The organism is Pluralibacter sp. (assembly GCF_019237635.1).
In the GTDB taxonomy this organism is placed as follows: domain Bacteria; phylum Pseudomonadota; class Gammaproteobacteria; order Enterobacterales; family Enterobacteriaceae; genus Enterobacter_B.
Genome location: NZ_JAFAGS010000147.1, coordinates 19189 through 30178 on the forward strand (window position 1 = coordinate 19189; position 10990 = coordinate 30178).

The window sequence follows — 10990 nt, forward strand, 5'->3', positions numbered from 1 at the left end:
CAGGCTTTAGTTCAGTTCAATGGCGAAGTAATCACGCGCATTGTTAAAGCAGATATTTCTCACCATCTCGCCCAGCAGCTGAATATCCGCAGGCGCTTCGCCTGCCGCCACCCAGCGGCCAATCATCTGGCACAGAATGCGACGGAAATATTCGTGACGGGTATAGGAGAGGAAACTGCGGCTGTCGGTCAACATGCCGACGAAGCGGCTCAGTAGGCCCAACTGCGCCAGCTGGGTCATCTGACGCTCCATACCGTCTTTCTGATCGTTAAACCACCAGCCGGAACCGAACTGCATCTTGCCCGGCATCCCTTCACCCTGGAAGTTGCCGGTCATGGTGCCAAGCACTTCGTTGTCGCGCGGATTCAGGCAGTAGAGAATGGTTTTCGGCAGCAGGTTCTCTTCGTTCTGCTTGCTCAGTAATTTAGACAGTTCTTCCGCCATTGGACGGTCGTTGATCGAGTCAAAACCGACGTCCGGCCCCAGCAGCTTGAACTGACGCTGGTTGTTGTTGCGCAGCGCGCCGATATGGTACTGCTGCACCCAGCCGCGACGGGCATATTCCGCCCCCAGCCAGACCAGCACGGCGGTTTTAAACTGCGCCACCTCGTGTTCGCTGAGCGTTCCGCCAGACAGACGACGGGCCAGAATCGCGTCAAGCTCGGTATCGCTCGCTTCGGCAAACAGCACCACGTCCAGCGCATGGTCGGAAACTTTACAGCCGTGAGCGGCAAAGTGATCCAGGCGACGCGAGAGCGCGGTTTGCAGGTCGCTGAAGCGACGGATATCGGTATCGGAGACCGCGCCAAGCTTCGCCATATAGTCGTTAAAGGTGGCCTGTTCGATGTTGAACGCTTTATCCGGGCGCCAGCTCGGCAGCACCTTAATGCTGAAGCTGCTGTCTTTGGCGACGGCGGCGTGGTGTTCCAGCGAATCAATCGGATCGTCGGTGGTGCCGACCATCTTCACGTTCATCTGCTGCATAATGCCGCGCGCGGAGAAGGCGTCCTGCGCCAGCAGGTCATTGCACTGGTTCCAGATTTCATCCGCCGTCGACGGAGAAAGCAGCTTGCCGGTAATACCAAATGGGCGGCGCAGTTCGAGGTGCGTCCAGTGGTACAGCGGGTTGCCGATGGTGTGCGGAACGGTTGCCGCCCAGGCGTCGAATTTCTCACGGTCAGACGCATCGCCGGTACACAGGCGCTCAGCCACGCCGTTGGTGCGCATCGCGCGCCATTTGTAGTGGTCGCCTTTCAGCCAGATGTCATACAGGTTTTTGAAGCGATAATTTTCGGCAATCTGCTGCGGCGGCAGGTGGCAGTGATAGTCGAAAATCGGCTGGTCTTTGGCATAGTCGTGGTACAGACGGTGGGCAAATTCAGTATCAAGCAGAAAATCTTCGGTCATAAACGGTGTCATTATCGTCTTCCTCTCAACGAGTGATGAGATGCTTAACTGTCATGCTGACAAAGTTATCACACCAATTTCCAGAGGCCGATGAATTTTTCGTGCGTCAGATCAACAAATGCAAATAAAAAGCGTACGGCAAAAGAAGTCAACAGACTGCAAACCCGCACCACAACTGGCTTAGCTCACTGGAAATAAAATCCCTACAAAGATTCGGTTTTTTGTGACGGTTCTCACCTTTTAAAGCTGTATGACAAGTTATCGTTTTCTCCGTCACACTTATAAACCGACGGAATGCATTACCGATGACAAATCATCGGAATTTACCGGTACGGATACCGAATTATGCACCAAAACTAATGGCAAGGTTCGGGCCGTTCCGGGTATATCACCCCGGTTACGCCCCTCCGTTACAAAATATCCTCCTTCTGCTTCGGAAGATGACCGCTAAAGCGGATATAACAAAACGATGAGGTTTCACATGCGTAAAATTAAAGGGTTACGTTGGTATATGATCGCGCTGGTGACGCTTGGCACCGTGCTGGGTTACCTGACGCGTAACACCGTGGCGGTCGCTGCACCGACGCTGATGCAGGAATTACACATTTCTACGCAGCAATATTCCTATATTATCGCGGCTTATTCTGCGGCCTATACCGTCATGCAGCCAGTCGCAGGCTATATACTCGACCTGCTCGGCACTAAAATTGGCTATGCCATGTTTGCCGTGCTTTGGGCCATATTCTGCGGCGCAACGGCGCTGGCAGGCAGTTGGGGCGGTCTGGCGTTCGCTCGCGGCGCCGTGGGCGCTGCCGAAGCCGCGATGATTCCGGCGGGTCTGAAAGCCAGTTCGGAGTGGTTCCCGGCCAAAGAGCGTTCTGTTGCCGTCGGGTACTTCAACGTCGGCTCCTCCATTGGCGCGATGATTGCGCCGCCATTGGTTGTCTGGGCCATTGTCGTTCACAGCTGGGAAATGGCGTTTATCATCACCGGTGTTCTGAGCTTTATCTGGTCGATGCTGTGGCTGTGGCTGTACAAACACCCGAAAAATCAGAAACACCTGACCGATGAAGAACGCGAGTACATCATCAACGGCCAGGAAGCCCAGCACCAGACCAACAACGCGAAGAAAATGTCTGCCTGGCAGATCCTGCGCAACCGCCAGTTCTGGGGCATCGCGCTGCCGCGCTTCCTGGCGGAACCGGCCTGGGGTACCTTCAACGCGTGGATCCCACTGTTCATGTTTAAAGTCTACGGCTTTGACCTGAAGCACATTGCCATGTTCGCCTGGATGCCGATGCTGTTCGCCGACCTCGGTTGTATCGTCGGGGGCTACCTGCCGCCGCTGTTCCAGCGCTGGTTCGGCGTCAACCTTATCGTTTCCCGTAAGATGGTGGTCACCATGGGCGCGCTGCTGATGATTGGCCCTGGCACCATCGGTCTGTTCACTAACCCATATATCGCCATCGGCCTGCTGTGCATCGGCGGCTTTGCCCACCAGTCGCTCTCCGGCGCGCTGATTACGCTCTCTTCTGACGTCTTCGGCCGCAACGAAGTGGCGACCGCTAACGGCCTGACCGGTATGGCGGCATGGACTGCGAGCACCCTGTTCGCTCTGGTCGTCGGCGCGCTGGCCGATACGCTGGGCTTTAGCCCGTTGTTCGCCGTGCTGGCCGTCTTCGACCTGCTGGGCGCGCTGGTTATCTGGACCGTACTGCAGAACAAATCCGCCAGCGAGGCTTCCTCCCCGGTCGGCAACCCGGCAACGCAGAATTAAGCGACTGCGACGCCGATCGGAAAAGCCGCATACCAGTGCGGCTTTTTCATGTCACGCGCTGGAGAGTCCCTCGTAAAAGTGGTATAACAAATCTAATGTGACGACCCCTGTCTGGAGCGTATATGGAAATCACGGAACCCCGTAGATTGTATCAACAGCTTGCTGCCGAGCTGAAAGATCGCATTGAGCAAGGCGTTTACCTTGTGGGCGATAAACTGCCTGCAGAACGTTTTATTGCTGACGAAAAAAACGTCAGCCGTACCGTCGTGCGCGAAGCGATCATCATGCTGGAAGTGGAAGGCTATGTTGAGGTGCGCAAAGGGTCCGGGATCCACGTCATTTCCAACCAGCCGAAGCACTACCATGCCCCGGATGAGTCTCTGGAATTCGCCAGCTATGGTCCGTTTGAACTGCTGCAGGCGCGTCAGCTGATTGAGAGCAACATCGCCGAATTCGCCGCCACCCAGGTCACCAAGCAGGACATCATGAAGCTGATGGAGATCCAGGAGAAAGCGCGCCACGAAAAATGCTTCCGCGACTCCGAGTGGGATTTACAGTTTCATGTGCAGGTCGCGCTGGCGACGCAAAACACCGCGCTCGCCGCCATCGTCGAGAAAATGTGGACTCAGCGCGTACATAACCCGTACTGGAAAAAACTCCACGACCATATCGACTTACGTACCGTCGATAACTGGTGCGACGATCATGACGAAATCTTAAAAGCGCTGATCCGTAAAGACCCGCACGCGGCGAAGTTGGCCATGTGGCAGCACCTGGAAAACACCAAACAGATGCTGTTTAACGAGACCAGTGATGATTTCGAGTTCAACGCCGACCGTTACCTGTTTGCGGAAAATCCGGTGGTTCACCTCGATACCGTCGCCAATGGCGTGAAATAACACATTTTCTTACCCGCCAGTGCGCCTGGTGGGTAAGAAAAGCATTAATTGTGTCAGCATGTGTAAAATCCCTCGCCACACTCCCCGACAATCCGCAAAATCGTTCCGTATGAGATAACATTTTCTCTGACGTAAGCGTAGGGCCTTTGTTACACTTAGTCGCACTTTGCGGTGAGCCTGCCCGCCACAGACTCATATCAGACAGGGAAAAGTTCAGCACGCGCTGCGAGCGACCATAATAAAAAGAGGATAACTGTCGCATGTTGTGTTTTGCGTTCAGGCGTGACGTTAATCGATGTACCAGGAATCGTGAATGGAACTGTTAACCCAATTGCTGAGTGCCTTATGGAGCCAGGATTTTGAAACCCTGGCCAACCCCTCCATGATCGGCATGCTCTATTTCGTGTTGTTTATGATCCTGTTCCTTGAGAACGGGTTGTTACCTGCTGCTTTCCTGCCAGGCGACAGCCTGCTGGTGCTGGTTGGCGTACTGATAGCCAAAGGCGCAATGGGATATCCGGAAACGTTACTGTTGCTGACCACCGCGGCAAGCCTTGGCTGCTGGGTGAGTTACATCCAGGGGCGCTGGCTCGGCAATACCCGAATTGTGCAAAACTGGCTCTCCCATCTGCCCGCTCATTACCACCAGCGCGCCCATCATCTGTTTCACAAACACGGGCTCTCGGCGCTGTTGATCGGCCGCTTTATCGCCTTCGTACGTACCCTGCTGCCGACGATTGCCGGACTATCGGGCCTGAGTAGCACCCGCTTCCAGTTCTTCAACTGGATGAGCGGCCTGCTGTGGGTGCTTATCCTCACCAGCCTCGGCTACCTGCTGGGGAAAACGCCTGTTTTCCTGAAATATGAAGACCAACTGATGTCGTGCCTGATGCTGCTGCCAGTCGTCCTGCTGGTTTTTGGTCTGATAGGCTCGCTGGTCGTCCTGTGGAAGAAAAAATACGGTCAACGGGGCTGAACATGGGGTTTCAGAACATGACCTTACGCCGCTTCACCCTCAGCATGAGCGCCCTGTTGCTGCTGTGCGCGCTGCTGTGGCTGTGGGCGGTGCTGGAGCACCAGGAGTCGAGCCTGGCGATCCGTCCGGTCACGCCGAACACCAGCATGCCGGACGGGTTTTCCGTCTGGCATCACCTGGACGCTAACGGCATCCGTTTTAAAAGCATCACGCCGCAGGACGATGCGCTGGTCATTAAATTTGAATCCAGCGAGCAGAGCGCCGCGGCGAAAGAGGTGCTCGACCGCTCGCTGCCTCACGGCTATGTCATTGCGCTGCAAGAAGATGATACGCTGGCGCCACAGTGGCTTTCACGCCTGCGCGACACACCGCACCGGCTGGGTTAATACGTCCTTCCTGGATTCTGAATCTTTTCACCGACTTTGGTGATTTCGCGTTTACTCACTATCCTTGAGTAATTGGAAGCAACCAGTACTATGATAATGACTGGTCTGGGCAACGCGGCAGCAACGCCCTTGCACAATGGAAGGTTTCAGCTATGACATACCGCACTGTTCTGGCACTGGCTCTGGTTTCCCTGAGCGCGGGTGCTTACGCCTCGTCACCGTGCCTGGAAAAGCAGCAGGATATCCAGCGCGAGATCCACTATGCCGAAAAGCATCACAACCAGAGTCGTATTGATGGCCTGAACAAAGCGTTACGTGAAGTCAAAGCGAAGTGCAACGACAGCCAACTGCGCGCCGATCATCAAAAGAAAATCGACAAGCAAAAAGACGAAATCGCCGAGCGTCGCCGCGAGCTTGATGAAGCCAAAGCAAAAGGCGATGCGGACAAAATCAGCAAACGTGAACATAAGCTCAATGAAGCGCAAGAAGAGTTAAAAGCGCTTGAGTCCCGTGATTACTAAGCAACGGAAAGAGAGGAAGAGGATCATGTCAAAAGACACCACATCTGAAAATTTACGCGCTGAACTGAAATCCCTGGCAGACACCCTGGAAGAGGTGCTGAACAGCTCCTCGGACAAATCGAAAGAAGAAGTCAGCAAGCTGCGCAGTAAAGCCGAACGCGCGCTGAAAGAGAGCCGTAACCGCCTGGGTGAAACCGGCGACGCCATTGCCAAACAGACCCGTGAAGCCGCGGCTCGCGCCGATGAATACGTGCATGACAACCCGTGGACCGGCGTTGGCATCGGCGCGGCCGTCGGCCTGGTGCTGGGTGTACTGCTGACGCGTCGTTAATTATGCCTGATTCACACCACGCGCAAGGACCCGGCAAGAACCTTTTCGGCATCGGGCAACGTATTGTGACGCTGGTCGTCGGGATGGTGGAAACCCGCCTGCGGCTGGCCGTCGTTGAGCTTGAAGAGGAAAAGGCCAACCTTATCGGGCTGCTGTTACTGCTGGGCCTGACCCTGCTGTTCGCCGCCTTCGGACTGATGAGCCTGCTGGTGCTGGTCATCTGGGGCATCGACCCGCAATATCGCCTTCATGCGCTTATCGCCACCACGGTGGTGCTGCTGGTGCTGGCGCTGATCGGCGGGCTCCTGACACTACGCCGCGCGCGACGTTCCACCCTGCTGCGTCTGACGCGCCGGGAACTGGCGAACGACCGCGAGCTGCTGGAGAATCCCCGTGAGTAGCGCTAAGGAACGCCAGCGTCGCAAAACGATGCTGCTGCGGCAGATAGAGCAGCAGCGCCTCGATCTCGCCGCCAGCCGCCGCGACTGGCTTGAGGCGTCGCAGCCGCTGGACCGCGGCTGGAACACGCTGCTGACTCTGCGCTCATGGGCGCTGGTCGGCAGTAGCGTGCTAGCGGTATGGTCCGTGCGCCATCCCCGCCGAATGGTTCGCTGGGCGAAACGCGGCGTCGGCGTCTGGAGCACCTGGCGGCTGGTCAGAAACCTGCTGCGCTAGCCGCGCGGATAACCGGCGCATTTCCCCCCAATGCCTGCAATCACTCAATATCTTTGAAGGAGAACGACAGTTTTCCTTGCTAACAATCAGTACACACCCCGATTACACTCCTCTCCATCGACAGCAACCATGCGGTATCCCCGCAGAATTGCAGACTAAATCAATACAGCCGCCCATGGGGTTACCTGGAGAGTAAAATGAAAAAATTAGAAGATGTTGGTGTACTGGTAGCACGCATTCTGATGCCAATCCTGTTTATCACCGCAGGTTGGGGAAAAATCACTGGCTATGCAGGTACCCAGCAGTATATGGAAGCAATGGGCGTCCCGGGTGCGCTGCTGCCGCTGACCATCCTGCTTGAGTTTGGCGGCGGTTTGGCTATCCTGTTCGGCCTGCTGACGCGTACCACCGCTGTCATCACCGCTGGCTTTACGCTGCTGACCGCGTTCATCTTCCACAGCAACTTTGCTGAAGGTGTTAACTCGCTGATGTTCATGAAAAACCTGACCATCGCAGGCGGCTTCCTGCTGCTGGCGCTGACCGGACCGGGCGCATTCAGCCTCGACCGTGTACTGAACAAGAAATGGTAAACTGTCTACACTGATGAGTAAAAGCGAGGAGATATCTCCTCGCTTTTGCCCTCTGCAGGAGGAGAGCAATATGGGACAACTGATTGACGGCGTATGGCATGATGTCTGGTATGACACCCAATCCACCGGAGGGCAGTTCAAGCGCTCTGTTTCGGCATTTCGCCACTGGCTGACGGCCGACGGCGAGGCCGGTCCGACCGGCGAAAGCGGTTTTGCCGCAGAAAAAGACAGATACCACCTGTACGTTTCGCTGGCCTGTCCGTGGGCCCACCGCACCTTAATCATGCGTAAACTGAAAGGACTGGAGCCGTTTATTGACGTTTCCGTGGTGCATCCTCTGATGCTGGAAAACGGCTGGACCTTCGATGACGACTTCCCCGCAGCGACTGGCGACAGCCTCTATCAGCATGAATTTCTTTACCAGCTATACCTGCATGCCGACCCGCACTACAGCGGCCGTGTGACGGTGCCGGTGCTGTGGGATAAGAAAAACCACACGATCGTCAGCAACGAATCGGCGGAAATCATTCGCATGTTCAATACCGCTTTCGACGCCCTGGGCGCGCGGGCGGGCGATTACTACCCCCCAGCGCTGCGCGGCCAGATTGATGAGCTGAATAGCTGGATCTACGACAACGTCAATAACGGCGTCTATAAAGCCGGGTTCGCCACCCGCCAGCAGGCTTATGACGAGGCGGTAGCCAATGTCTTTACCGCCCTCGCCCGGCTTGAGCAGATCCTCGGCCAGCACCGCTATCTGACCAGCAATCAGTTGACCGAAGCAGATATTCGTCTGTGGACCACGCTGGTGCGCTTCGACCCGGTGTATGTCACCCATTTCAAATGCGACAAGCACCGCATTAGCGACTACCCGAACCTGTATGGCTTCCTGCGTGATATTTACCAGCAGCCGGGCATTGCGGAGACCGTCAATTTCGACCACATCCGCAACCACTACTACCGCAGCCATAAGACGATCAACCCGACCGGCATTATCTCTGTCGGCCCGTGGCAGGATCTCGACGATCCTCATGGCCGCGACGTCCGCTTCGCTTAAATCATTCAGGGTATCGATAGATGCCCTGTTTTATTTCGCCATCACCGTCTATCCTTACTTCGATTACTTAAAAAACAAGTGATTAACCGTTGAGTGAGGCAAGGAACATGGACTGGTATCTGAAAGTACTGAAAAATTACGTCGGTTTTGGCGGGCGGGCGCGCCGGAAGGAATACTGGATGTTCTTACTGGTGAGCTTCATTCTTGCCGGCGTACTGAGCATTCTGGATAAAATGCTCGGCTGGGAACGTGCGGCTGGCGAAGGCGTGATGACGTCGGTATACGGGCTGTTGGTGCTGCTCCCGGCATGGGCGGTGCAGTTTCGCCGTCTGCACGACACCGACCGCTCGGCGTGGTGGCTCCTGCTGCTGCTGATCCCGATCGTCGGCTGGATCGTTATCCTTATCTTCAACTGCCAGAGCGGAACGCCTGGCGATAACCGTTTTGGCCCGGACCCGAAACTCAACGCCTGACGCGATGGCTCTCCGGACGGCGCGCGTCCGCCCGGTCTGTCTTGCCGGAGACGCTATTTCCCGGCGAACAATTTAGGAATTTCGCGCAGACACCAGGCTTTGGCTTCGCCCATGCTGTCGCGGCGCCAGGCCATGATGATATCCACCTCGCTGGTGTACTCCGGACTAACGACCCGCAGCCGTCCGTCGGCGATATCCTGCTCGACCAGCGGATAGGGTATGGTTGCAACCCCCAGCCCCGCCAGCAACGCCTGGCGCTTATCCTCAATGGTGCTGACCGTCAGGCGCGGCTGCTTATCCAGCAGCTGTACCGTGAGCACCGGACGCTCCCGGGCGGTATCCGCGACCGCCACGCCGCGATACTTCACGCGCGTCACTTCGGATAACGGTTCCGGCTCCTGATGGATGGGGTGGTCAGGAGCGGCCACGTAGACATTCATCACGGAAAAGAGCTTGCGGGAGTTTATCTCCGACGAGGAACGAAAATGCATATCGGGGGCGATCACAATATCCGCCCGCCCCTGCTCCAGGCGCTCCCATGAGCCAGCCAGCACTTCGGTAATAAACGACAGCTGGGTGTTGGCCTTTGCCGCCAGCTTTTCGACCAGCGGGAACAGCGCGGTTGTCGGCACCAGCGCTTCGCTGACGATGGTCAGGTGGGTTTCCCACCCGCGCGCCAACGCTTCGGCATCAGTGGTCAGTTTATCGGCCGCCTCCAGCAGAACGCGGCCGCGCTCCAGCAACATGCGCCCGACGTTGGTAAATTTTGTGCGATGGCCGGAGCGGTCAAACAGCACCACATCCAGCTCCTCTTCCAGCTTCTGCATGGTGTAGCTGAGGGCGGAAGGCACGCGTCCCAGCTCATCCGCGGCAGCAGCGAAACTGCCGCGACGGTCGATAGCATCCATCACCCGCAGCGCTTCCAGCGTTAATGCTCTTTCTTTAGCCATAGCGTTCTCGTTCAGGAAATTTGAACATACCCGGCAGAATATCTGGCTAACAATGCAGCGTCCAGCCCCTTAACATAAAAGGAGGTAAAGAGAGGTCAAGAACCATGATTACGACACGAACAGCCAGACAATGCGGAAAAGCAGACTTCGGCTGGCTACAGGCCCGATACACCTTTTCCTTTGGACACTACTTCGACCCGAAACTGCTCGGTTATGCCTCCCTGCGCGTCCTCAACCAGGAAGTCCTCGCACCCGGCGCGTCCTTTCAACCGCGCACCTATCCGAAGGTCGATATTCTCAATCTGATCCTGGAAGGTGAAGCGGAATACCGCGACAGCGAAGGCCGCCACGTTCAGGCGAGCGCGGGTGAAGCGCTGCTTATCGCCACCCAGCCTGGGGTGAGCTACAGCGAACACAACCTGAGTAAAGAACACCCGCTGACCCGAATGCAGCTGTGGCTGGATGCCTGCCCGGAGCGTGAAAACGCGCGGGTGCAGAAGCTGACGCTGACCGACGCCGCCCGACAGCTGCTGGCCTCGCCGGACGGCAGTCAGGACAGCCTGCAGTTGCGCCAGCAGGTCTGGCTCCATCAGATCCAACTGGAGAAAGGGCAGCAGTTGAGCTTTCAGCTTCACGGCCCGCGCGCCTACCTGCAGTCCATTCACGGTACGGTGCATGCGTTAACCCCGCAGGAAGAGAAAGCGGCGCTGACCTGTGGCGATGGCGCTTTTATTCGTGACGAGGCTAACATTACGCTGGTTGCCGATACGCCGCTGCGCGCTTTGCTGATAGATTTACCGGTGTAACATTTCACACGGAGCCGGAAAATCAGTGAGTAAGAGACCCCCTAAGAAAACGGCGCAACCGAAGGCCGTTGCGGCACAGAAAACCTCCGACGCCGCCGTCACAGCGGCGTTTGGGTTTGAAGAGATGCTCGGCGAACTGGAA

14 protein-coding genes are annotated in these 10990 nt (G+C 56.5%); 12 read left to right on the forward strand and 2 right to left on the reverse strand.

What is annotated here, in order from left to right:
* Positions 1–6: 6 nt before the first annotated feature.
* Positions 7–1419, reverse strand: a complete 1413-nt coding sequence (gene uxaC, locus JO226_RS16935; RefSeq protein ID WP_293606925.1) for a glucuronate isomerase — start codon at positions 1417–1419, stop codon at positions 7–9.
* A gap of 469 nt (positions 1420–1888) precedes the next feature.
* Between uxaC and JO226_RS16940 the strand changes: the two genes are divergently transcribed.
* The 11 genes from JO226_RS16940 (at position 1889) to JO226_RS16990 (ending at position 9092) form a co-directional block, all read left to right on the forward strand.
* Entirely contained in the window at positions 1889–3184 is a 1296-nt protein-coding gene (locus JO226_RS16940; protein WP_293606926.1) for an MFS transporter, read from the forward strand.
* A 122-nt stretch (positions 3185–3306) separates the two neighbouring features.
* The gene (exuR, locus tag JO226_RS16945) at positions 3307–4083 is read left to right on the forward strand and encodes a transcriptional regulator ExuR (protein ID WP_293606927.1); all 777 of its coding nucleotides are present in this window, start codon (positions 3307–3309) and stop codon (positions 4081–4083) included.
* 313 nt (positions 4084–4396) lie between these two features.
* Positions 4397–5059 carry a DedA family general envelope maintenance protein YqjA gene (yqjA, locus tag JO226_RS16950; RefSeq protein WP_293606928.1) on the forward strand — a complete coding sequence of 221 codons (663 nt, stop codon included), beginning with the start codon at positions 4397–4399 and terminating at the stop codon, positions 5057–5059.
* Between the two features lie 2 nt (positions 5060–5061).
* Positions 5062–5445 (forward strand): EnvZ/OmpR regulon moderator MzrA, encoded by a 384-nt coding sequence (gene mzrA, locus JO226_RS16955; RefSeq protein WP_293606929.1) that lies wholly within the window; start codon positions 5062–5064, stop codon positions 5443–5445.
* A gap of 152 nt (positions 5446–5597) precedes the next feature.
* Complete coding sequence (locus JO226_RS16960) at positions 5598–5966, forward strand: DUF1090 domain-containing protein (protein ID WP_293606930.1); 369 nt, start codon at positions 5598–5600, stop codon at positions 5964–5966.
* A 25-nt stretch (positions 5967–5991) separates the two neighbouring features.
* Positions 5992–6297, forward strand: coding sequence for a YqjD family protein (locus JO226_RS16965; protein WP_293606931.1), 306 nt, complete (start codon positions 5992–5994; stop codon positions 6295–6297).
* A gap of 2 nt (positions 6298–6299) precedes the next feature.
* Positions 6300–6698 (forward strand): phage holin family protein, encoded by a 399-nt coding sequence (locus JO226_RS16970; RefSeq protein WP_293606932.1) that lies wholly within the window; start codon positions 6300–6302, stop codon positions 6696–6698.
* Positions 6691–6972, forward strand: a complete 282-nt coding sequence (locus JO226_RS16975) for a YqjK-like family protein (RefSeq protein WP_293606933.1) — start codon at positions 6691–6693, stop codon at positions 6970–6972. The genes JO226_RS16970 and JO226_RS16975 overlap by 8 nt, the downstream gene beginning before the upstream one ends.
* A gap of 197 nt (positions 6973–7169) precedes the next feature.
* Positions 7170–7562 (forward strand): DoxX family protein, encoded by a 393-nt coding sequence (locus tag JO226_RS16980; RefSeq protein ID WP_293606934.1) that lies wholly within the window; start codon positions 7170–7172, stop codon positions 7560–7562.
* Between the two features lie 70 nt (positions 7563–7632).
* Positions 7633–8619, forward strand: coding sequence for a glutathione S-transferase family protein (locus JO226_RS16985; RefSeq protein ID WP_293606935.1), 987 nt, complete (start codon positions 7633–7635; stop codon positions 8617–8619).
* A 107-nt stretch (positions 8620–8726) separates the two neighbouring features.
* Entirely contained in the window at positions 8727–9092 is a 366-nt protein-coding gene (locus tag JO226_RS16990; RefSeq protein WP_293606936.1) for a DUF805 domain-containing protein, read from the forward strand.
* Positions 9093–9145: 53 nt separating this feature from the next.
* Here the strand turns inward: JO226_RS16990 and JO226_RS16995 are convergent, their stop codons facing one another.
* Positions 9146–10042, reverse strand: coding sequence for a LysR family transcriptional regulator (locus JO226_RS16995; protein WP_293606937.1), 897 nt, complete (start codon positions 10040–10042; stop codon positions 9146–9148).
* Between the two features lie 104 nt (positions 10043–10146).
* On the opposite strand from JO226_RS16995, the gene JO226_RS17000 reads away from it, so the two are divergent.
* Entirely contained in the window at positions 10147–10848 is a 702-nt protein-coding gene (locus JO226_RS17000) for a pirin family protein (RefSeq protein ID WP_293606938.1), read from the forward strand.
* The last annotated feature ends 142 nt before the right edge of the window (positions 10849–10990 follow it).

Excerpts from the sequence above, each read along its gene's own strand:
- JO226_RS17000 (WP_293606938.1), top strand. The coding sequence starts at position 10,147 with ATGATTACGACACGAACAGCCAGACAATGCGGAAAAGCAGACTTCGGC.
- uxaC (WP_293606925.1), bottom strand. The coding sequence starts at position 1,419 with ATGACACCGTTTATGACCGAAGATTTTCTGCTTGATACTGAATTTGCC.
- JO226_RS16995 (WP_293606937.1), bottom strand. The coding sequence starts at position 10,042 with ATGGCTAAAGAAAGAGCATTAACGCTGGAAGCGCTGCGGGTGATGGAT.
- exuR (WP_293606927.1), top strand. The coding sequence starts at position 3,307 with ATGGAAATCACGGAACCCCGTAGATTGTATCAACAGCTTGCTGCCGAG.
- JO226_RS16940 (WP_293606926.1), top strand. The coding sequence starts at position 1,889 with ATGCGTAAAATTAAAGGGTTACGTTGGTATATGATCGCGCTGGTGACG.
- JO226_RS16990 (WP_293606936.1), top strand. The coding sequence starts at position 8,727 with ATGGACTGGTATCTGAAAGTACTGAAAAATTACGTCGGTTTTGGCGGG.
- yqjA (WP_293606928.1), top strand. The coding sequence starts at position 4,397 with ATGGAACTGTTAACCCAATTGCTGAGTGCCTTATGGAGCCAGGATTTT.
- JO226_RS16985 (WP_293606935.1), top strand. The coding sequence starts at position 7,633 with ATGGGACAACTGATTGACGGCGTATGGCATGATGTCTGGTATGACACC.
- JO226_RS16970 (WP_293606932.1), top strand. The coding sequence starts at position 6,300 with ATGCCTGATTCACACCACGCGCAAGGACCCGGCAAGAACCTTTTCGGC.
- JO226_RS16980 (WP_293606934.1), top strand. The coding sequence starts at position 7,170 with ATGAAAAAATTAGAAGATGTTGGTGTACTGGTAGCACGCATTCTGATG.
- JO226_RS16960 (WP_293606930.1), top strand. The coding sequence starts at position 5,598 with ATGACATACCGCACTGTTCTGGCACTGGCTCTGGTTTCCCTGAGCGCG.
- JO226_RS16965 (WP_293606931.1), top strand. The coding sequence starts at position 5,992 with ATGTCAAAAGACACCACATCTGAAAATTTACGCGCTGAACTGAAATCC.
- mzrA (WP_293606929.1), top strand. The coding sequence starts at position 5,062 with ATGGGGTTTCAGAACATGACCTTACGCCGCTTCACCCTCAGCATGAGC.